Genomic DNA, 22,660 nt, shown 5'->3' on the forward strand with positions numbered 1-22,660 from the left:
AGATTTTTCAGCATATAATACGCCCCTTTATTTTACGCATAGTATTCAAGGGGCCGTAATGTCGCATTCTGTTCAAGCCAAAGCTCAATTTAACTTCAATAAGTTACAAAAGCGCTTACGTCGCCAAACTGGTCAAGCAGTGATGGACTTCAATATGATTGAAGAAGGCGATCGCATCATGGTCTGCTTATCCGGTGGCAAATTATATTCAATAACTATATTGTAAAGCATCTTTCACCTACTTCCCCCTTTTGATATCTATTATTAATTTTATTTTCCACAAAAATATGTAAAGTCTGCTATTTTATAAGAACACCTTATTATTCAAAAAAAATTTGTAAAGTATGAATGTCAGTAAATACCGTCTTGGGGATAAACGCTTTATTGCCTTCATAGATGAGAATCACATCCCTGTAGAACCTTTAGCAAATGCTTTTTTGTATACAACTTTTTTTCATTCATCTATCGCTACAAAATTTCGAATAGCCAATGAATTAAAAATTATTTTGAATTATTTCAAATCAAAAGCAATTAACTTAGAGGAGAGGATTTCAACAGGAGAACTATTAACAGAAGCAGAGATTAGTAATTTTTACGCTTCAATGAGAATGAATAAAAGCGCTTTGGATCAAAAAGATCAAATTTATTCCATAAACACCCCCAGATAATGTGCAGGTGTCCCACCCCAATTTAGATTGCAACAGTAAAATACCATTGCTATGAATACCCGAGATATAGTATCTATTTCCACTAAAGGGTTGGAGTTTAATGTTATTTTATCTGAACTGACCAATGCTACGAAATCTATCTTTCTAGATGTTGACTTCATTTATGCCCTCGTCAAAAGTAGCTATTTTTACTTATCTAACTTTAACAGCAATTTTCATAAATGTTGAATAAAAATTATTATTTTTTGAAAAGTATCAAAATAGAATTCCATCGAAAATGGTGTTTAGTATAGCCAGCAACTATGCGATAAATCAGTTTGAAAAGTTCCGGCGTTATCTTGATATTAGCAGGCTCAGTATTGATAACAACCGCGCAACGCGAGCCATAAAACCGTTCGTGATAGGCCGAAAAATTGGCTGCTCTCAATATCAGTAATGATGTAATACGAGTACCATACTTTATAGTCTTGTTGAAATTGCAAAGGCCAACGATCTTATGGTGCATAACTATATCTCTATTTGCTTTGAACACCTTGCTGAGCAGCAGAATAACTTTGAACCGCTATTACCCAAGAAAATTAAGCTAGGCTAGGTGTCGATAGCTATTCACTTACTAAATAGCCCCCTGTGTCAGGATAGTTAAACCGAAGCCCTGCTTAATTGCTATGACATTTTTCATTTTGCTATGAAGACCTTGACGCCGCCTCTGCCGCTTGCTCTGCTTGATATGGAACCGTATCCAAGAGCCTCTCATACATTGACATTGCTTGTTCTTTAATAGACGGAGTTGTTCTTTGTAAGGTAACTGTTAGCTCAATTAATTTGTCTACATCTTGTAAATAGCCATGAGGTTTTTTTTCTAGTTTCTTATCAAGAATAGCTTTTAATATAAGTAATATCGCTCGTAATGCTTTAGGCCGAGGATTGATATTAACTAATGCTTCAAGTATGTTGCGTGAATTTAGAAGCTTTACAAGCTCGGGCTGCTCAGACAAAAATAAAAGCAATTGTAAAGTTATATCATCCTGGGGCAGCTTCTTATTAAATGGGAATAGTGAATTTAATGCAGAGGCGATTTGTGTTGTATCTACACGCATACAACTCATAAGCATCTCATGTGAGTTTGCTCGAATATTACTTTGGTAATACCAACCTGAAGCAGCAGCATAGATTCCACCTTTATTCACTACTACATTACCTGACTGCAACAAACTATCCCAATAAACTGCCATTTTTTTACTTGCACGATTTGAAATTACTAACCCTGATATCAGTTCGGCGGCAGCCTGCTTACAAGTATCATTACTATTTCCCCACTGCATTAGAATCTGCATTAACAACGATTCTTTAAGCCGCTCTACTAGCCTCCATAATGTATGAACAAGTATAGGGCTTTCAAATAGTACAGGAACAGACGTAAGTAAGCTCTCGAATAAGGCGTTGATCTTATCTTCATTTGCCCAATATAGCTGCTCTCCCTGTATAGTTAATATAAATTGCCAGTTGCTTTCTGATTTCGATACTTGAAGGTAGCTTAAAAGGATACAAATCCATTGATCGTAATCTGGTCTTTTTCTGGCTAGTAATCCCATATAAATTGCATTCAAGATATTAATGCTAGCAGTAGAGCTATAACTAAACCCTCCTCCTCGTCCAAACAAAATGGCATCGTCATTTGATTGATCATAGTGATCAATGGAATCAACTTCTTTATCAATCTGGTGATGTAGATACTCAACAAGCAGGGCTATCTCTATGGAGTTAAGCCCTTTCTCTCTGCGTGCTATTTCCTCATAGGCTCGTGCAACCCCGCTAACCCATTCCTTGTCTGTAAACCCCTTTGAATTTAGATCGTTGATTAATGTCTTTATTTCATTTGTTGTAAGGGTCTTAATAGAACTTAACTGGGCGACAGCATCGCCAGCAATTCTTTCATGTACGCTCTTAACAAAATGGGTTCGTAGCATGAAGGTGGCTTTTTGTGGCTCAGCAATAGCAAATTGACTGAATGCTTGTGAGAACGCGGAAATTTCAGCACCTCTCCAGTGTCGCCATTTAGTTTCAGTAACTATAGTCGGGTCACTAAGCCTATCGAGCATATTCATAATATTTTCTACAGACGATAATTTCATTTGCTCAGCTGACATTGGTGAACTAATACACGATAAGGTACCGACTTGGCACCGTTGACCAATTTTAAGTTGTCCATAGGTATCACGCTCGAATATTTGTCGCCGCCTGCGAGGTGTTAAGATCTGACTTGGTAATCGTGCTAGTAAAGATAAGCGATATTCTTCATTTTTCGAACGAATATAATGACGGGTCTTTACGTCTGGGTAGGCACTTAGAGGGTTAAGTGTGTAGCTTTCTATAGTATCTCTAACTAATTCTGCTTGTAGGAGCGTCCAATGAGATGAGCTTTCCTCAAGCAACATCATAGTTAAGTGTCCGTTAACAGACCGCATTATATTTTGGTCGTCGCTAAAATAGCCATGACCAATGCAAAGTCTAGCCTCATTCTCAATAAGGTAACTTACAATATCGGAAGTTAATGCCGTGGGATTTGAAGCAAAAGCTATCACTAATAATGATTGAACTTCATCAAAATCTACACTTGAAAACTTTTTCGCTGTTAAAGTGAATTGGGACGGATTGTTAGTGGCTAAACAAACTAACGCTTTTAGTAAAATCCCAACCATTCCACCCCCTTTAGAGATTTCGTCAAAGTCATCACCGAAAGAGGCAGAGCTTCTAAAAGTTCTTGAAATTTCCTGTTGTACTTCACCTTCATCCAGTATTTCTATAAACCATGGGAACAGAACCTCTATGAACATTGAAGGGTGAGCAATTATATAGCTTTCAATCGACAAAGAAGATTCCCATAAGATTTTGTCGCGCTCAGCGTACAGCCATGTTATTAGTAATTGTAATGCAGAGTCATGTTTCGAGTTTTCGAACAAATCTTGGATATATCTCGATATCGAATGTGTATCAATTATTTTTGTTGATATAATGGCTTCTACTAGCTGGATTGCTCCTGCTGATGATGCTTTTGAACGGGATAGCACATGAAAGCTAGGCGTATGATACTCCTCACCTTTCCAGTAGCTTTCGATCAAATAAATAACGTTATTTTCATCAGATTTAACTTCCTCAATCAGCCATAAAATCACATCTTCGATAAGCATTGGATTTTGCATTAGTGACGAAAGTTCATCTGCTAAATATTCGCGCCAAAGACTCCACTTTCTTGCAGTCTTTGAAATGACCCTTGATGCAAGAGCGTCACCGTCTTCTATTACTCGAAAGATTCGCTCAGCGTCCTCGTAGTCGGGAGATAGGGTCGATGTCATAACATCGATCAGAAGGTGGTAAATATGGCGACGTACAGACGGATCAAACAATAGCCTATCCATAATTTGATGGTACTGAGGTTTATCATGCTCTCGGAGGTACTCAAGTCCTCTTAATATGGTACTCCTAGAAAACAGTCCATTTTGTTTTTCAAGAACAAATTCGTAGAAATTGCTATCATCAGTAAGGAAGGACTGTGACTGAAAGTCGTCTAACCAGGCTTGGTGACTGAAGCCGATATTATCTCCAAAAAGTACTAGTATACCTACTGATTCCAATTTTGTGAGTAGAGGTTGGTAATCGAAAGTATATGCATTAATGGGGCGTCGAAGAACCTCTTCGCGAACCATATCGGAAGCTAAGCGTTGTAAGAATTTATTACATTGCTCCTTCAAAGGATCATTTGCCAGCTTTTTCTCAAGCCATCGTGATAACAGGTTTTTAGATGTAATCTCCATTTTATTATCGCCGGCTTTCACCAAGCTGACATATAAGCTGAGGGCAAAGGGAACTTGGAGTGTTGGATACATCGAAGCTGGAATACTAGCTTTATGAATGTTTATCTCTTCAAGAAAGAGTTCGACGTCTTTCTTAGGTAAAGGATTGAGGTTGATCTCTTCAGCGTTTAGCTGAGTGAATCTAGTGTCAAAACTAGCTTCAAATGGTCTTGAGGATGCAATTATGTGAATCGGGTACGTTTTTCTAGCCTCGAAATATTCTTTTAAGCCTAAAATGAGGTCTATTAATACTCTAAAACGGCTGGAGCTTTGATCCATAACCTCACTTACAGCATCCATTTGGTCGATGATTAACACGAGCGGAGATTCTTGAGAAAGTTCAAGTAGTGAGGCTACTAGGCTGCCCTGTCCTTCACATTTTAGAAAGGAGGCTAGCTCTTCTAGGTCGTTAATATCTTTATCTAACTCATCAGCTTTAATCGCTAAAACAGTAAACTGGGTATCAAGTAGCCGTTCATAAAGTGAAGAAAGCAGTGAAGATTTGCCAGAACCAGCTCCCCCTATGAGTAGATAACAATTGCTTTCCTCTGTCTTTAAACGATGTTCTAGCGTTTCTAGTTCAGGCCGTTTTATAAAGCGATTCTCAATAGTCTTTTGCCAATTATGAAGTGGTAAGCTTGCGTGCTTTAAATCGGCTAACACTAGTTTATAACTATATGAACCAGAAGGAGGTTGATGAATATCTTGAGGTAATTTGAAGAATCGCTTACGAACATCTTGATTTATATCGAGCCATCGGTTTAGTTCATGTGGGCGGATTAACTGGTAGCTCATACTTTGAATTTTAGAGAAAATACTATCAATTACATCGCCAGATTCAGTGTTCTTAAATCGTTGGTAGCTCTTAATCACTAGCTTAGTTGCAGACTCTACTTCAACCTTATTTTCTTTTAACCAATTGAATGGCTTTTCAAAGAAATCATCAACTTCCGCTTTTGGATCGGTACTCAGTGCTAGACAATATGTAAAGTCTTCTGGGTATGGTAATAAGTCAGGGGTTAGTTCACTATGTAAAAGAAATTTAACGACTTCTTTTAATACATCCTTTCGAGAATACTTTTTTCCTTCTCTTTTACATTGGACTAATCCTGCTGGTACACCATTATTTGTTAACCATACATCTCGACCTTGATCTGCACCAGTAATCATTAGGCGCGACTTATCAAATTCTAACTCAGTATTGTTACAGCCAGTGTAAAATAAATCCCATAAAAGTAACTCAAAGTGTTCTGGTGCCAATAGGTGAAATGGCATTGAGCGAACTTCAGATTGAATAACATCTGTTGATGCTATTCTCTCACGTAATATGAGTACATCCTCTGTTTCAACTACGTTGAGATAGCCTAACTCACTCAAAACACTCTCCCTTAAACCATTATTTTTTATAAGTATATAAGATTAGTATCATTGATTATTCAATCCAACACCAATGAAATTTCTTTATTGTATGAAAATTTTAAAGCTAAAATTTGGCTCCAGCCTCTAGTTGGAAGTTAAAAGCTGACTTATTAGATATCTAGTAAAACAGGGGAAGCTAAAATCTGACTCGTTGAGAGTAACGAGTCAGATTTGAGTGCATTTTGGTATAGTAGAAGTTATGAGATTTGATTAATAAGTTCTATAAATTACAAAAGTGAAATTTATAAGTTCAAACTTGGCTGACCAATACTATATATTAGTAACATCTATATATAGTGATTCATCTATATTAGTAGATGATACTGTGGCTTCACTAAATTCGTAAACGTCACGCTCACCATCTCTTGCTAATGGCAAATTGACAAAATCGAATAACTCCCTGTCAGCTAATTGACTTGGGCTAATGTTTTGAATAGATTTAAATATGCTTTCAACACGGCCTGGTGACTTTTCATCCCATTCCATTAACATCCCTTTAATCGACTGCCGTTGTAAGTTTTCTTGTGAACCACATAAATTACAAGGAATTATAGGGTAGCCTTTATGTTTAGCATAGGTAATGAGATCTTTTTCTCGACAGTAGGATAATGGACGAATAACAACATTACGACCATCATCAGATCGTAGTTTAGGAGGCATAGCTTTCAATCTAGAGCCATGAAACATATTAAGAAACATAGTTTCGACAATATCGTCCATGTGATGACCAAGTGCGAGCTTTGTTGCACCAATTTTTTCTGCAAATGAATACAATGTACCACGACGAAGACGCGAGCAAAGGCCACAGGTAGTTTTACCTTCTGGAATTTTGTCTCGAACAACTGAATATGTATCTTTGTCTACTATGTAATATGGTATACCTAAGGTCTCAAAATAATCAGGCAAAATATGTTCAGGGAAACCCGGTTGCTTTTGATCTAAGTTAACTGCAATAACATCAAACTTTATTGGCGCTGACTTTTGAAGCTGCAGTAAAATGTCGAGCATTGCAAATGAGTCTTTCCCTCCACTTATGCAAGCCATCACAACATCCCCATCTTCAACCATATTATACTCAGTGATAGCATTACCAACATTTCTTCTGAGTCTTTTTTGCAGTTTATTTAGTTCAAGCGTATCTGTTCCGGTGTCTTGTAAGTTCATTGATTTTGCCCACACAGCCAGTGTGACTGGCAGTTATACATAAGTGAAAGTTTGGCGCGGATTATACGGTATTTAGTGCGTAGATGAAATATTCTATCAATACAAAATAGAGTGGATTTTGCAGAATGAAGAAATATGACACCCAAACTAATTTTTGTAGTTTTTATTAGTTAAGGTACTTAATGTATCTAGCCTAAACTTGTATGTACTCGTATTGTATATGTTTCTATCCCCCCCAATATCAAACATTGTAACTATATTTTCTCTAGTGTTTAGGAACTCTTCAAACTTGGGTCCGAGTAACCCTTTAAATGACTCATATTTATCATTCATTGATTTGTATTCTCGCTTTATCGAATCTTTTTGATATTCGGCTTCGAGCTCAAATAATGTAATATTACTTTTAAATTTAGTACAGCCATTTAAAAATATTATAGGTGGCTCATCCAAAAGAGGTACGAAACTAAAAACTTTATAATTCCTAGTTCCAGCAAGTAGTGGATGCATATTTTTCATATATGTATCTTTAGACTTTTTAAATTTTTGGTTACAAAAACCACATGAAGGAACTAAATTATATAGTGTAGTTGCCAAAAATGGATATCTACTTTTAGGATAAAAATGGTCTAAATCAGGTCTCGCTGTTACATATTTTCCATAAGTAATTTCTACATCCCTTTTATTACAGTAAGGACAGATTTTTAAATAACTTGATTCAATTATTACTTGCCCAAACTCGGTTCTCAGAGCCTCATAGTTAAAAATTTTTTCTAGCTTATCAAACCATAACGGATAGATATTTCGAACACTTTTTGGTGTAACTGAAGTACCTACGTGTACATTTCTAATCCTGCAACATATATGGTATATTTTTAATGGGCTTGTTGCCTTTTTAAGTTCAACAGAGAAATATTTAGCCAATATGGAAGATTTTTCGTTTAGAATTTTATCCAACTCAATGATAAATTTATCCTTTAATGCAAGAACAATGTTTTTATCTGTATCAGTTTTAGACTTAATCAAAGAGACATCAAAATTCAAATCATAACTTCTAAAGTTGAAATATGGATTAAATCTATCTGCAAGAAGAGGAAAATTTTCATAAATCTCATTTATCTTCTTGCTCAAGCTTTTTGGAGGACAAAATACTAAGCTCAAAAGAAATGATTCGCTAAATAGAGAACTGTAAAAATTTGCATTAATCTGGCACTGTTTCTTCATCTCTGCATATACAATTTTTTGCTGTGATAAAGCATTTTTAAAAAAATTAGAGTTCTTTAATTTTTTTTGGAAACCTGTTGGGAAATAGTATTTAAATTTAACCATCTAGCAAAGCTTCCTTCAGAGCTTTATTACATATTTTATTAACTAGTTTTATTTGCTCTTTGGTTAAAGCAATGTTCTTTAATTTTGCATCGATCATCTCTTGAAGCTTTATCCTTGAATGCTCTCCATAGGTTGAATCTAAATGCATTCCTTCTAAATAAAAATCTGATAAAACTGTTCCAAAACCTAATGAACTACATGCTACCGGTTTTCCATCTTCAACATTAAGAGCTAATATATCTTCAGGCAAAAAGTCGCCAATTATCAGTGGTGAATGTGTAGTTATTATAAATTGAGATGTAGATTCACAATTTAAGTTTTTTATTAATTCTATTAAATCAAAGACAAATTTCCTTTGCCACTCTGGGTGAAGGTACAAATCAGCTTCATCAATGAGAAATAATTGAAAGTTATAGGGGCTTTCTCTCAATAAGAAGTTAAAAATAGAAGAAAAAAGGCTAGTTTTTGCAAATTCACCACTGCTAAGCCCCTCCCAACCGTGATCAATGCTCTTTTGTAAATAAAGAGGTAACTTAGTAACTTCCTCAGAAATATATGCTATATCCAAAGGAGTTGAGTACTTAATTTGTTCGATGCCGGAGTAACCTTCAAACACAGTAGACGAGTTTAGGGCAGGATATCCTTCAGTATTAGAAATAAGTTCTTCAAGCCAATAATTCTTTTTATACAGAGTCACACTAGGATTATTGTTTACAATCTCTCCAGATTTAGTACTAGTGATATTTCTAATAACTTCAAGGAAAATATCTAAATCCATCCTCAAGTCATGTTGCAGTCCGTTTAGACTTTCATATAATTGACTAGGACTTCCATTTCTATTATTACTGTTATTTTTTAGTACTTGCTCTATAGCGCTGGCTAAAATTCCTTCAATATCAAAGTCCGAATCCCAAACATTTCTATTTAGCAACTCTCTGTTATTAATAAGCTTACCTATCAAATTAATGCAAAGATATGCCGATAAATTTCCATCTACTTTATGCTTTAATATATTATTTCTAAATATGTTTAAGATCCCTTTAGATACTATTGCACCTACACTATGGTCGGGAAGAGTAACATCTAGTGGTAAAAGGTAAGAGAGACTATCATTGTTTGAAATATCAGATAATATAGTTCGTAAATAGTAGTTAGAAAAGTCAGATATTAAATTTTCGAATTCAATTGGAAGCTCGCTAGGCTCTTTTGCAAGAAATAAAGATTTTAATACATTATGGCCATCTTTCACATCAGACTGGGATTCCCTTAGATAACTAGAATAGAAAGATTCGTTATTTTTAAAATAGCCTTCTTTAATTAAATAACAAACAAATGACTCTTTGATCCAATTTTTTAGGGCTGGTGTCATACCTCTAAACTTAAAGGTATAAACAACATTGCTACTATATTTATTTCCTTTTCGTTTTAAATAACTAAATATGTTCTCAAGTTGTTTAGTTCTATTTTTTTTACTTGAACTAAGTTTTTCAGAAGATAAGTTGACAACATTTTTCTTACTTGCGTTCTTGTTCGCGCTAAAACTAGATAAATTATTAACTTTTATTATCTTATGTAGATGTCGGCTTTCTAAGTGATTTATTTTATGATCTTTAATTTTACCACATAATCTAAAATTAAAAGGTTTAGTATTTAGAGTCTTTTGAAAAAAAGTCTTACTATTATTGTCAAAAAATAAAAAAGCACCTGAACTTTCAATATTACTATACAAACTCTCGATAAAATCTAAAATAGATGTCTTCCCAGACCCATTTTTACCAATAATAGCTTTTATATTTATCCCTTCATAAAAACTCTCTATGTACTGATCGTTTTTAGATATCAGTAATTCACCTTCCTTCAGATGAAAATTGAACTCAGATGTAAGAGGAATTGATATATTGTGAAGTTGAAGATGTTCTTCAATATGGACAAAGACTAGTTTCATGTATTTTGATAGTTTTTCTTTAAATATACCTATTTGATGACAGTAGAGCAATGAGAACTGTTCTTTAATCTTAAGAAGAAGTTAGATACTTTTAATTCATTAGCAAAAATTTTAGCTGCCTTTAGTAAAACTTCTCTTTCTTTAGAGACATCTTGAAGTCGATGATCTAGTTTCATCGAAATAACTTCCTACCCAAAACATTTCTAATGGCATTTTGTAAAGCATCATAAACCTGAAAATACATTAAATCTCTCTTTCTTCTTTTTAGTTAACAGTATCTTTTATTTTTGTAATGCTTGAAAAATTTAAGTTGCTGAAAATAAACTAAAATAAACATTTTATTTTTGATATTATTTAATATAAGGGAAGGACAGTTATACTCTATTAGATATGCTGCAACATTTACAACGTGTTGCCCCCATCAAGTTTGAGCTTTTTGCTGTTAACCTAGATCAAAAACAACCTGGCTTTCCTGAGCATGTGTTACCTGAATATTTAGACACACAGAATATTGAATACAAAATTGTCGAAGAAGATACCTACAGTATTGTTACCGATATCATCCCTGAAGGTAAAACCACTTGTTCGCTCTGTTCACGATTACGTCGCGGCATTCTATACCGTACCGCAAATGAAATGGGTGCAACCAAAATTGCCTTAGGCCATCATCGTGACGATATGATTGAAACACTGTTCCTAAACATGTTTTACGGTGGCAAACTAAAAAGCATGCCCGCTAAATTAATGAGTGATAACGGTGAGCACATGGTCATTCGTCCATTAGCTTACTGTAAAGAAACTGATATTGCGCAATACGCTATTAGTCAAGCCTACCCTATCATTCCATGTAACCTGTGCGGCTCACAGGAAAACTTACAACGTAAACATACTAAAGCGATGCTTGCTCAGTGGGATATTGAGCATCCGGGTCGTATCGAAAGTATTTTTACAGCAATGCAAAACGTCGTACCATCGCACTTAGCGGATAATGAATTATTTGATTTCGCTAACTTGCAAACCGGTGAAGTCATTGATGGTAGTGATATTGCTTTAGATAAGCCTGATATCCCAAAACAACCAGCAACTGCAGTTGATCCAGAGTCAGCCGAAGTGGTCACTATCAACCTTAGCTAGTCGTTTTAGCAAGGTGATAAAATGCCGCGTCAATCGCGGCATTTTTGTTTTCTTGTTGATAAAGTCAGTTACGGCATATCCATTAACGCTTGGCTTTGCTCGTCCACCTTTACTTGATAGTTCTCATGTCTTAGGCCAAGTAACTGCGGTAACGTGGCTGCAATACAAATTGATGACAAAGTCCCCACCACGATCCCAGCAAATAACGCAATTGCAAAACCGTGTAATGGTGCGCCCGCCAACAACCAAACACTTGCGACTGTCGCAAGCGTGGTGCCAGAGGTTATCAAGGTACGGGTTAAAGTGCTTTTAATCGATTCGTCTATCACTGTATTGACACTGGCTTGTTGTTTTTTAATATCTAAACGCAGCAGCTCACGCACTCTGTCACCAACAATAATTGAATCATTCAAGGAATAACCAATAATTGCTAACAAACTCGCTAACACCGTTAAGTTAAAATCAAGCTGAAGCCATGCAAATAAACCAACCACAACAATCACGTCATGCATTAAAGCAATAACAGCACCCAATGCTAAACGCCATTCAAACCGCAAGGCTAAGTAAATCATCACAGCAATCATTGCCGCAAATAATGCTAAGCACCCTTGCTCAAATAACTCATCCCCCACTTGTGAGCCTAGATAAGAAGATGACACAACGTCAGCACCTAGCGTTTCATCTTGCGTAAGTGCAGATAACCAATCAGAGTTATTCGCTTGCTCTGCTTCTCTTAGCTGAAAATGTTGGCTAGATTGTGCACTCAAGATAAAATGACCAGCATGATAGTCACTAATTTTATCGGCTAATTCAGCCTTACTTATAGGCACTGAGGTGGTAAATTCGGTTAAATACCCGCCCGTAAAATCAAGACCAAAATTTAATCCTTTGGTAGCAATCCCTATGACAGAGAAAGCCACTAATAAAATAGACAATACCAAGCCTGATAAACGTAACCGCGTTGCTGTACTCATATTTTCAGTTGTAATATTCATGCGCGGGCTCCTTGTTTACTTGCCAATTTTAAGTACAACGTTTGGCTCAATGCCTTTGATACATAAACACCAGTAAACACACTGGTTATGAGTCCCAGCGCAAGCGTAATGGCAAAACCTTTTATTGGCCCATAACCAATGCCATATAAAATAATAGCGGTGATCATAGTGGTAATATTGGCATCAAATATAGTGCTGAAAGCTTGTTGATAGCCCTGCTCTATTGCTTGATATGGCGCGCGACCTTTACGTCGCTCCTCTTTGATACGTTCGAAAATAATAACATTGGTATCAACAGCCATACCAATCGTCAGTACCAAACCTGCTATTCCTGGCAAAGTGAGGACCACACCAGGCAACAGCGACATTAACCCAACCAAAGCGGTCAAATTCAGTAATAAGGCAATATTCGCCACTAAGCCTAAACGGCGATACCACAAAGCCATAAACGCTAATGTGATCCCCATACCTAACATTAAAGCAGCTAAGCCATTATTAATATTATCGGCCCCTAAGCTTGGCCCAATGGTTTGCTCTTGCACTATGGTTACCGGCGCAGTTAGTGACCCTGCACGCAATAATAGCGCTAAATCTTGCGCCGCTTGCGGACTTTGCATATTAGTAATACTAAATTGACTGCTCAAGTGTTGGGCAATATTAGCCACATTGATCACTTCACTTTTTTTAACCACATTGCCTTGGCTATTTTTGTAATACTCAGAATACACCGTGGCCATTGGTTTACCGATATTACGTTTTGAGAACGCCGACATGGCTTCGCCACCTTGGCTGTCTAAGCTTAACTGTACTAACGGCTTACCCCATTCATCGCGACCAGAATGAGCATTATTAATGTGTTTACCTGAAAAAATAGCGATTGGATCTAGGTTGATTGTTCCGCCATTTTGCAGCGTAAACGTTTTACCGCCATATTCTTTGAGTTGATAAAAATCAAGTGATGCCGTTGCACCAATGATCCGTTTTGCTTCACTAGGATCTTGTACTCCGGGCAATTCAATCCGAATACGTTGCTTACCTTGGCGCTGGGTTACCGCTTCCGTGATACCTAATTCTTCAATACGGCCACGCAGAGTCGTCAAGGTTTGGCTCATCACTTCTTTATCAAATTCGCTGCTGCCGTGTTCACTAAAACTAAATGCCACTGTTGTTAATTTACCTTGCGAATGCTCAGTCGCGCTTAAACGTTCAAAACGCGTTAATACCTGCGCTTGTACTGCAAGCAGTTCATCTTTAGCAGCTGGTAATGCATGTAATTCGAACCCCTGTGCATTTTGCTGTAGACGAACTCCTCTGGCTTTCTCATCACGAATTATCGTTTTTGTTTGCTCATAAGCACTATTAAGTTGCTCTTGTTGTGCTTTAACTAAATCAACATCCAATACAAACAGCACGCCACCATTAAGATCTAACCCCAGCTTTATAGGCGCAAGCCCTAGATTTTGTAGCCAGTCAGGACTTGTCTGATGAGTCACTATTTTTACATTCAGCTGGGTAAACTCATTTTTTAATGCTTGTTGAGCTGCAGCGCTTTTGGTGGGCTCCTGTAATAACACATTTAATGAAGATAGCGATTGAGACGCTTGCATAGATTGCTCAACACTAAAACCGTGTTGATTTAAAAAATCAATGACATTTTTTTGCGTATCAATTGCTAATAACTCAGAGTGTGATGGCTGTTGCGGTGTAACATGCAACCACGATTTTGCAGGATATAAATTTGGTAAGGCACTGATAGTCAATAATATCAGCGCTACAAGCATCGCCATATAGCTTATTTTAAAACGCTGCAACAGCGGTTTTTTTGATGATTTTTTTAACATACTTCTTCCTTAAGCCTAGCAAAGCATAGGCTTCACGCCAGATAGACGCAGTTATTTACTGCTTTAGCGAAATCACTAAAACACCGAAAAATTAACTGGAAGAATTAACTGTGGTAGGTAAGGACTGCCCGATACTGCAAATTAGCGTCTTTCCACCCACTCAAACGTGACTTTTTCCCATCATAAGACACAAACCAAGGTAATCGTGTTGGTGGTTCAAGAGGTTGCAAAAAGAGTTGCCGCGCGAGGCTTGGCACAAAAAACTCAAATATAGCCGCATAATTTGGCTCTACTTGACTATGATACAAAAATAATGAGGAGTTGCTTGCCGTTAAACGTGGCTGCAATGATTCAAAACCAGCACCTTGCGGTTGTTGATCTGCAGCTAACATAGCGACTTGTTTACTCACAGATAAGTGAGTCGATACAGGTGTATGAATGACTTTTGAATTTAAATCAATTAACTGCGAAAAAACCTCTGCTCCAACCAATACGCTCGACTGTGACTGAATCGTCTGCTTGCTACTAGCAGCCGTTGCCTGCACACTAAAAAGTGCAGCAAACATCAGTAATACGGTAAGGACTAAGCGAAAGCGAATCATTTTATTATCAAAAAAGTGAACTAACTTATTAATGAGGCTGAATCATACTATTTCAATAGCTAATTTACGATAAAAAAAGCCGCAAGCTTATTACCTGCGGCTAAACAAGCACGGATTTAAATTAATCAACTGTCAATGATGACATGTCAATCACATAGCGGTGAGATAAATCGCCTTCTTTTAGGCGCTCAAACGCTTGATTAATTTCATCCATTTTAATCATTTCAACTTCTGGGAGAATATTATGCAGCGCACAAAAATCGAGGATTTCTTGTGTTTGCGCAATACCACCAATTAACGAGCCCGCGACGCGACGACGACCCAATAATAATGGCACTGAATTTGACTCTGCCATTTCACCCACTTGGCCAACCAACACTTGCGTACCATCAATATCTAAAAGCGGTAAGTATGGCGTAAAGTCATGCTTAACTGGGATAGTATTAATGATTACATCAAGTTGATTACTATAATCTCGCATCGCCTCTTCATCTTTAGAAACCAAAAAGTTTTCCGCGCCGTATTCAAATGCTTGATCTTTCTTATCTGCACTTCGACTTATAGCCGTCACATGAGCTCCCATTGCCGCAGCTATCTTAATCGCCATATGACCTAAACCACCTAACCCTATAACACCCACTCGACTTCCAGGTCCAACATTAAAAGTACGAAGCGGTGAATACGTTGTAATACCCGCACAGAGAATTGGCGCACACGCGGCTGTATCTAAAGAATCTGGTACATTTAAAACAAACTCTTCACGAACCACTATGTGTTTTGCATAACCACCTTTGGTTGCCTCGCCCGTCACTCTGTCTTTTCCTGAGTAGGTACCAACCATCCCTTCTCTGCAAAACTGTTCTTCACCTTTATGGCATTGTTCGCAATTTAAACAACTGTCTACCATACAGCCGACGGCAACTGTGTCGCCTATTTTATATTTACTTACTCCCTTACCGACTTCAATCACGCGACCAATAATTTCATGACCAGGTAAAATTGGGTAACTAGTGCCGCCCCAATCATTATTGACTGTATGAAGATCTGAGTGACAAACACCGCAATATAATATTTCAATCGCAACATCTACATCGCGTAAATCGCGTCTTTCAAAATGGAATGGCTCTAATGGCGTATTAGCTTGGTGTGCTGCGTATCCGATAGTTTTCATCTGCTTTCCCTTCTGTGTTAAAAACTGAGTTTAATTAACCACTGTAAAACATTGTCTTAAGCTGCCTAAACTGTACTATGTGCTGTTACTAGTATAGCCCTAGATACACACTGTTAAAGTTTATACTCTAGGCTACTAAAAAAAGTTTAATACAGACTTAATAGAGTTAGAGAAAATATGCGCGGTATGGGTAAACAAGAAGCAATAAAACATCATGATGCCATGAACTTAAAACAAAGTGTTAAAACACTTTGGCCATATTTAATGGTATTTAAAGGTCGGGTCTTATTAGCCGTACTTGCACTTATTGCCGCAAAAGGTGCAACCTTGCTGATGCCCTGGGCACTGAAAGAAATTATTGATGCCGTTGATGGCAATCTCCAGACAATATTGATCGTCCCGGTCGCGCTGTTACTTTTATATGGCGGACTGCGCTTTGCTGGAGTGTTTTTTGGCGAACTACGAGATGCTTTATTTGGCCGGGTAACAGAGCATGCCATGCGCCATATTGGCCTAAAAGTATTTAAACATTTGCATGCACTTGAGCTGAGCTTTCATTTAGATAGACAAACTGGCGGCATTAGCCGTGATATTGAACGCGGTACCCAAGGTTTAAGTTTTTTAATGCGCTTTTTAATGTTTAATATTATCCCAACGTTATTTGAAATTTTAATTGTCGCAGTCATATTCGCTACGCTTTTTTCGCCTTGGTTTGCCTTGGTCACGCTTATTGCTGTGATTCTTTATATCGCCTTTACGGTTATTGTCACGCAGTGGCGTAATCGCTTCATTCGTGAAGCAAATCAAGCTGACAACAACAGCAATAGCCGTGCAATTGACAGCTTACTAAACTACGAAACCGTTAAATATTTTAATAATGAAATGTATGAAGCTAACAGTTACGATTCATTTTTAGCCACCTGGGAGCAAGCACGACTAAAAAATCGGCTATCTTTATTAGCACTCAACTCCGGTCAAGCCTTGATCATTGCCACAGCGATCACCGCATTAATGTGGTTAGCGACCTTAGATGTCGTCTCCGGTGAACTCAGCATTGGTGAACTGGTGATGATCAACGCTTACATGATCCAGCTTTTTTTACCGCTAAACTTTTTAGGCTTTGTGTATCGAGAAATTCGCCGCGCCCTCACTGATCTAGAAAATATGCTCGGGCTATTAACCCGAAAACCACTCATTACAGATAAAGAAAATGCACAGCAACTGATTATTCAAAACGCGAGTATTGAATTTAAAAACGTTAATTTTGGCTATCACAGCTCGCGGACTATTCTCAAACAAATGAGCTTTACAATAAGAGCTGGTAGTAAAGTAGCCGTTGTCGGAGCCAGTGGTGCCGGTAAAAGCACCCTAGCCCGCTTGTTATATCGTTTTTATGATATTAACAGTGGGGCAATTTGTATTGACGGCCAAGATATACGCAATATCACTTTACACAGCTTGCGCCAAGCAATTGCCATTGTCCCTCAAGACACCGTGCTTTTTAATACCAGCATACGGGAAAATATTGCCTATGGTCGTCCAGCTGCAACCGCCGCAGAAATTGATCACGCGATTGAAATGGCCCATTTAACCCCTTTTATTAGCAGTCTTGATAAAGGCGATCAAACTCTTGTTGGTGAACGCGGCTTAAAAGTCTCTGGTGGTGAAAAACAGCGTATTGCCATCGCTCGCGCTATCTTGAAAAAGTCACCTATTTTAATTTTTGATGAAGCAACCTCTGCACTCGACTCTCACTCCGAGCAGGCAATTTTAAACGCCATGCGCGAAGTTGCCAATAACCATACCAGCCTAGTGATTGCACATCGGTTATCAACGATTACCGATGCCGACACTATCTTAGTTATGCAAGCCGGAGAGCTTGTTGAACAAGGTAGCCATACGCAACTTTTAGCCTTAGATGGAGAATATGCACGGATGTGGCAGTTACAACAAACGCAAGCAAAAAATTGATAACTATCGCGTACTCCGTTACTTTAATTGTTAACACAGCTTTATCGGGTGGTTAGGTTATTCACCTCAAAAAGTTTGTCTCGCTTTGCGTTATCTATAACAATCAAAGTGAGAATTATAAAAACGTATGATAAAAATAACATTCAGGGTAATCCAATGAAAAAAACACTGATTGCAGCCACACTCGCTGCCACATTTTTAGCAGGCTGTTCAAAGCCTGAAACAACCGAAACAGCCGCACCTAAAACAGCCGTTGAAACAACAACTGCCCCCGCAGAAAAACCTGAACTAGGTAGCTTTGGTGTAGATTTAACAGCCCGTAATGAAGCAGTAAAACCAGGCGATGATTTTTTTATGTACGCCAGTGGTACTTGGTATGACACCTACGTTATGCCTGCTGACAAAACACGCTACGGTGCTTTTTCAGGATTAGCTGAGCGCAGTGAAGAACGTGTTAAAGAAATTATTGAAGAAATTATTGAAGAAATTGCTGCACGCGATGATTTAAATGCAGAAGAGCAACTGATTGCTGATTTTTACAACGCCTACATGGACACCGAAACACTCAATAAGCTAGGTGTAGCACCGATCAAACCATTATTGACTGAGATCAATGACGTGTCATCAACCGATGATCTGACTAAATTGTTTGGTCAAGCCTGGCTTAGTGGTGTTAATTCACCGATTGGCGGCGGCATGTGGTTTAATCGCCTTGACCCCAATAAATATGAAATGTCTTTAGGCGCAGGGGGGTTAGGTTTACCCGATCGTTCATACTACCTTGAAGATTCAGAGCGCTTTGAAAAAACCCGTAACGCATACGTTGCACATATCGCTCAAATGCTTGAACTAGCAGGTGTAGACAACACCACTAAACGTGCACAAGCAATTTTAGCCCTTGAGACTAAAATTGCACAAGGTCATTGGCCTCGCGAAAAACGCCGTAACCGCGACCTAACCTTAAACCAAATTAAACGCAGTGAATTAAACAGCACTTACCCAGGTTTTAACTGGGATCTATACTTTGCGCAAACAGGTTATAAAGTACCGCAGCTCAACGTTTCTCAGCCTGAGCCGATCAAAGCAATGATTGAGCTTATCAATCAAGAAGACCTCGCAGTTTGGAAAGACTACTTAACCTATCACGCACTAAGCTCTAATGCAGAGCTACTCTCTGAAGATGTATTTAATACTAATTTCGCGTTTTACGGTAAAGAGCTTAATGGTCAACAAGAGCCACGCCCTCGTTGGAAGCGTGCAATTAGCCAAATGTCGAGCACCGATTCATTGGGTTTCGCGATTGGTAAAGTGTATGTAGCACGCTACTTCCCTGAATCATCAAAACAACAAATGTCAGAATTGGTTGAAAACCTGCGCACCGCGCTTGGTGAACGTATTGATAATCTAGATTGGATGGGCGCTGAAACTAAAGTCAACGCCCGAGCTAAATTAGCCGCGTTTGTGCCAAAAATTGGCTACCCAGATGTATGGCAATCATTCGATGGCTTGACTATTAGCAACAACGATTTGATGGCTAATATTAGAAATACCCGCGAATTCTTCCAAGCCGACAGTGTTGCTAAAGAGCTTGAAAAAACAGATCGCAACCGATGGGGTATGACACCACAGCGCGTTAATGCTTACTACAACAGTTCGTTTAACGAAATTGTGTTTCCTGCGGCTATTTTACAACCACCATTTTTCGATCCTAATGCAGATGCTGCGGTAAACTACGGCGGCATTGGCGCAGTAATAGGCCATGAAATGGGTCACGGTTTTGATGACCAAGGTTCTAAATCAGATGCCAACGGTGTACAGCGCAACTGGTGGACTGACTCAGATCGCGCTGCATTTGATGCCAAAGCCGACCAACTTGCTGAGCAATACAGTAAATATGAACCAATTGAAGGTAACTTCGTTAATGGCCGTAATAGCTTAGGCGAAAACATCGGTGATGTAGGTGGTTTAGCCATGGCTTACCACGCTTATAAGTTAAGCTTAAATGGTAAAGAAGCACCTGTTATTGATGGCCTCACCGGCGATCAACGCTTCTTCTTAGCTTGGGCACAAGTATGGAAAGAAAAACGCACCGAGCAAAGCATGCTAAACCAACTGCGCGGTGGCACCCATGCGCCAGGTCGCTTTAGAGCACAAGCACCACGTAACCACGATGCATGGTACAAAGCATTCAATGTACAACCTGGTGATGCTTTATATTTACCAGAAGATCAACGCGTACGTATTTGGTAATAACCCGATACATTTCGCTTGAAAATATAACCCGCAACTGCGGGTTATATTTTTTCTGCTGCTTGCCCACTCAAAACAATTTTAATTCCAACGACGCTCGCATCTAGTGGTGGTTTGGGTATAGAATACGGCACTACAAAATTTATACTTTTAAAAATATATTTAAGGCGAAACGCAGATGGGAAGAGCTTACCAAAACAAAAAAGATTCAATGGCTAAAACTGCGGGTGCTAAAACTAAAGTTTACTCAAAGTATGGTAAAGAAATTTATATTTGTGCTAAAAACGGTGGCGTTGATCCAGATGGCAATCTATCGCTGCGTCGCTTAATTGAACGTGCAAAGAAAGACCAAGTCCCCGCACACGTAATTGACCGCGCAATTGATAAAGCCAAAGGCGGCGGCGGTGAAGACTATTCAGCAACTCGCTACGAAGGCTACGGCCCAGGTAACTGCATGATCATTGTTGATTGCTTAACTGACAACAATAAACGTACCTTTGCTGATGTACGTGTTTGCTTTACTAAAGCCAATGCTAAAATTGGCGCACAAAACTCGGTATCTCACTTATTTGATCACCTTGCTATTTTTGTATTTGATGGCGACGACGATGAAGCCGTGCTTGAAGCACTGATGATGGCTGACGTTGATGTCACCGACGTAGAAGTAGAAGCAGGCAAAGTCACTGTGTTTGCACCGCATACTGAGTACAACAACACCCGTACCGCACTGGAAGAAATGGGTATAACTGAATTCGATGAAGATTTGATCTCATTTGTGCCACAAATTGCAGCACCAATTGCAGGCGAAGACGTGGAAGTAATGGAACGCTTTTTAGCCATGCTTGAAGATTGTGACGACGTACAAAACGTGTACCACAACGCACAATTTTAATTTTAATTTTATTGACTAAAATGATTACTAAGGCCAACTTGATTGGCCTTTTTTATTTGCTAATAGTTAAACTACCTAAATAAATGGACTTGTATTTTGAATACCCTTGAACAGCTACGCAGTGGCCAATTAACCGGGGCGAAACGCCTGCAACTTGTTGAGCAGCTCCGCACCTTCCCAGCCGAAATTTTTACCTTGGCAGATACCCTCGAAGTACTCGATTTATCAAATAATAACTTATCTGATTTGCCCGACGAATTTGCTAACTTAAAAAAGCTCAAGCGGGTGTTTTTATCGTTTAATCAATTTCAGCATATTCCACCCGTATTAGCAAAATGCCCAGCCCTTATTATGATTGCTTTTAAAGGCAATCAAATCAGCAAATTTGCCGAACATTGTTTACCCATCACAACACAATGGCTGATCTTAACCGACAACCAGCTTGAGCAATTGCCAGAGTCCTTCGGTGAGCTTACGCAACTGCGCAAACTAGCTCTTGCTGGTAACCAGCTAACGACATTGCCACACAGCATGCAGTATTGCCAAGCGCTTGAACTCGTGCGTTTATCAGCAAATAACTTAACTCATATTGATGACTGGTTGTTTGAGTTACCAAAACTCAGCTGGCTGGCCTTTGCAGGCAATCAGTTTAATAAAGCACAAAGCTTACAAAATGTGGCATTAGAGCAAGTAAAACTCACTGAGTTTTCGCTTGTAGAGCAAATTGGTGAAGGTGCCTCAGGGATTATTCATTTAGCGCACTGGCAAGAGCACAAAGTGGCGTTAAAACTGTTTAAAGGCGCAATTACCAGTGATGGTTATCCGCTCGATGAAGTAAACTGCTGCTTGCAAGCAGGCGTTCATAGTAACCTTATCAAGGTACTTGCTTACATCGATAACCCAGCCCAACTTGGCCTTGTAATGGAGCTTATTAACAAAGACTATCAGAATCTTGGCTTACCGCCATCACTTGCAACCTGCACTCGCGATACCTTTGCCGAGCATACCCAGTTTACTGCTCAGGTCATTAAACACATTGCTAAGCAAATGCTTAGCACCCTTGCCCACTTACATGCCAATAATGTAAGTCATGGCGATGTATATGCACACAACACCATGATAAACAATGCATACACAGTTCTGTTTGGTGACTTTGGTGCAGCGACAAACTTAGACTCACTGACTGACTATCAGCGCCTGCAAATGCAACGCATTGAAGTTAGAGCAATAGGCTGTTTAATTGATGATTTATTGAGTGTGTGCGCTGATGATACCAGCGATAAAACACAGTTAATAACACTTGCGCGTCAGTGTATGAATGCTGATATGGCACAACGCCCCTCGTTTGATATTTTAAAGCACGACCTTAGTCTTTAGGTCGTGCTTTGAGCTAAAGCCCTACAACTAAACACCGAGCCAACTGTAGGTCGT

At 38.6% G+C, this 22,660-nt stretch carries 13 protein-coding genes and 3 pseudogenes; 8 read left to right on the top strand and 8 right to left on the bottom strand.

Translation table 11 applies throughout. From position 1 onward, the window contains the following. Positions 1-58: 58 nt before the first annotated feature. The 3 genes and pseudogenes from A7968_RS23200 to A7968_RS22955 form a co-directional block, all read left to right on the top strand. Positions 59-202 (top strand): annotated as a pseudogene (locus A7968_RS23200) (tRNA 2-thiocytidine(32) synthetase TtcA); the annotation flags it as partial. Positions 203-344: 142 nt separating this feature from the next. Further along, complete coding sequence (locus A7968_RS13600) at positions 345-668, top strand: hypothetical protein (protein ID WP_064667108.1); 324 nt, start codon at positions 345-347, stop codon at positions 666-668. 259 nt (positions 669-927) lie between these two features. Further along, positions 928-1,104 (top strand): annotated as a pseudogene (locus A7968_RS22955) (IS66 family transposase); the annotation flags it as partial. A gap of 247 nt (positions 1,105-1,351) precedes the next feature. On the opposite strand, the gene A7968_RS13605 reads toward A7968_RS22955, so the two are convergent. From A7968_RS13605 to A7968_RS13620, 4 genes are all read right to left on the bottom strand, one after another. Further along, positions 1,352-5,896, bottom strand: a complete 4,545-nt coding sequence (locus A7968_RS13605) for an NACHT domain-containing protein (RefSeq protein WP_064667109.1) — start codon at positions 5,894-5,896, stop codon at positions 1,352-1,354. 312 nt (positions 5,897-6,208) lie between these two features. Then, a complete protein-coding gene (gene ttcA / locus A7968_RS13610; protein WP_064667110.1) occupies positions 6,209-7,102 on the bottom strand; it encodes a tRNA 2-thiocytidine(32) synthetase TtcA in 894 nt (297 codons plus the stop codon). Between the two features lie 147 nt (positions 7,103-7,249). After that, positions 7,250-8,428 (bottom strand): HNH endonuclease, encoded by a 1,179-nt coding sequence (locus A7968_RS13615; RefSeq protein WP_064667111.1) that lies wholly within the window; start codon positions 8,426-8,428, stop codon positions 7,250-7,252. Beyond that, positions 8,421-10,373, bottom strand: coding sequence for an AAA family ATPase (locus tag A7968_RS13620; protein WP_064667112.1), 1,953 nt, complete (start codon positions 10,371-10,373; stop codon positions 8,421-8,423). Before A7968_RS13620 ends, A7968_RS13615 begins: the two co-directional genes overlap by 8 nt. Before the next feature lie 363 nt (positions 10,374-10,736). Here A7968_RS13620 and ttcA (A7968_RS13625) point away from each other — a divergent pair. Beyond that, positions 10,737-11,507 (top strand): annotated as a pseudogene (ttcA, locus tag A7968_RS13625) (tRNA 2-thiocytidine(32) synthetase TtcA); the annotation flags it as partial. A 68-nt stretch (positions 11,508-11,575) separates the two neighbouring features. Here the strand turns inward: ttcA (A7968_RS13625) and secF are convergent. The 4 genes from secF to A7968_RS13645 form a co-directional block, all read right to left on the bottom strand. Then, entirely contained in the window at positions 11,576-12,502 is a 927-nt protein-coding gene (gene secF / locus A7968_RS13630; protein ID WP_064667113.1) for a protein translocase subunit SecF, read from the bottom strand. Continuing rightward, positions 12,499-14,343 (bottom strand): protein translocase subunit SecD, encoded by a 1,845-nt coding sequence (gene secD, locus A7968_RS13635; RefSeq protein ID WP_064667114.1) that lies wholly within the window; start codon positions 14,341-14,343, stop codon positions 12,499-12,501. The genes secF and secD overlap by 4 nt, the downstream gene beginning before the upstream one ends. Before the next feature lie 104 nt (positions 14,344-14,447). Continuing rightward, positions 14,448-14,945 carry a hypothetical protein gene (locus tag A7968_RS13640; RefSeq protein ID WP_064667115.1) on the bottom strand — a complete coding sequence of 166 codons (498 nt, stop codon included), beginning with the start codon at positions 14,943-14,945 and terminating at the stop codon, positions 14,448-14,450. 121 nt (positions 14,946-15,066) lie between these two features. Beyond that, positions 15,067-16,116, bottom strand: coding sequence for an NAD(P)-dependent alcohol dehydrogenase (locus A7968_RS13645; RefSeq protein WP_064667116.1), 1,050 nt, complete (start codon positions 16,114-16,116; stop codon positions 15,067-15,069). Positions 16,117-16,338: 222 nt separating this feature from the next. On the opposite strand from A7968_RS13645, the gene A7968_RS13650 reads away from it, so the two are divergent. From A7968_RS13650 to A7968_RS13665, 4 genes are all read left to right on the top strand, one after another. After that, positions 16,339-18,087 (top strand): ABCB family ABC transporter ATP-binding protein/permease, encoded by a 1,749-nt coding sequence (locus A7968_RS13650; RefSeq protein ID WP_064667146.1) that lies wholly within the window; start codon positions 16,339-16,341, stop codon positions 18,085-18,087. A 156-nt stretch (positions 18,088-18,243) separates the two neighbouring features. Then, on the top strand, positions 18,244-20,337 hold the full coding sequence (locus A7968_RS13655; protein WP_064667117.1) for a M13 family metallopeptidase: 2,094 nt from the start codon (positions 18,244-18,246) through the stop codon (positions 20,335-20,337). A 178-nt stretch (positions 20,338-20,515) separates the two neighbouring features. After that, a complete protein-coding gene (locus A7968_RS13660) occupies positions 20,516-21,229 on the top strand; it encodes a YebC/PmpR family DNA-binding transcriptional regulator (protein ID WP_064667118.1) in 714 nt (237 codons plus the stop codon). Between the two features lie 96 nt (positions 21,230-21,325). Beyond that, positions 21,326-22,606 (top strand): leucine-rich repeat-containing protein kinase family protein, encoded by a 1,281-nt coding sequence (locus A7968_RS13665; RefSeq protein ID WP_064667119.1) that lies wholly within the window; start codon positions 21,326-21,328, stop codon positions 22,604-22,606. Positions 22,607-22,660: the final 54 nt, after the last annotated feature.

Origin of the sequence: Pseudoalteromonas prydzensis (genome assembly GCF_001661495.1) — a bacterium.
Taxonomy (GTDB): Bacteria; Pseudomonadota; Gammaproteobacteria; order Enterobacterales; family Alteromonadaceae; genus Pseudoalteromonas; species Pseudoalteromonas prydzensis.

Coding starts and splice junctions, on each gene's coding strand:
- A7968_RS13600 (WP_064667108.1), top strand. CDS start 345: ATGAATGTCAGTAAATACCGTCTTGGGGATAAACGCTTTATTGCCTTC.
- ttcA (WP_064667110.1), bottom strand. CDS start 7,102: ATGAACTTACAAGACACCGGAACAGATACGCTTGAACTAAATAAACTG.
- A7968_RS13615 (WP_064667111.1), bottom strand. CDS start 8,428: ATGGTTAAATTTAAATACTATTTCCCAACAGGTTTCCAAAAAAAATTA.
- A7968_RS13620 (WP_064667112.1), bottom strand. CDS start 10,373: ATGAAACTAGTCTTTGTCCATATTGAAGAACATCTTCAACTTCACAAT.
- secF (WP_064667113.1), bottom strand. CDS start 12,502: ATGAATATTACAACTGAAAATATGAGTACAGCAACGCGGTTACGTTTA.
- secD (WP_064667114.1), bottom strand. CDS start 14,343: ATGTTAAAAAAATCATCAAAAAAACCGCTGTTGCAGCGTTTTAAAATA.
- A7968_RS13640 (WP_064667115.1), bottom strand. CDS start 14,945: ATGATTCGCTTTCGCTTAGTCCTTACCGTATTACTGATGTTTGCTGCA.
- A7968_RS13645 (WP_064667116.1), bottom strand. CDS start 16,116: ATGAAAACTATCGGATACGCAGCACACCAAGCTAATACGCCATTAGAG.
- A7968_RS13650 (WP_064667146.1), top strand. CDS start 16,339: ATGAACTTAAAACAAAGTGTTAAAACACTTTGGCCATATTTAATGGTA.
- A7968_RS13655 (WP_064667117.1), top strand. CDS start 18,244: ATGAAAAAAACACTGATTGCAGCCACACTCGCTGCCACATTTTTAGCA.
- A7968_RS13660 (WP_064667118.1), top strand. CDS start 20,516: ATGGGAAGAGCTTACCAAAACAAAAAAGATTCAATGGCTAAAACTGCG.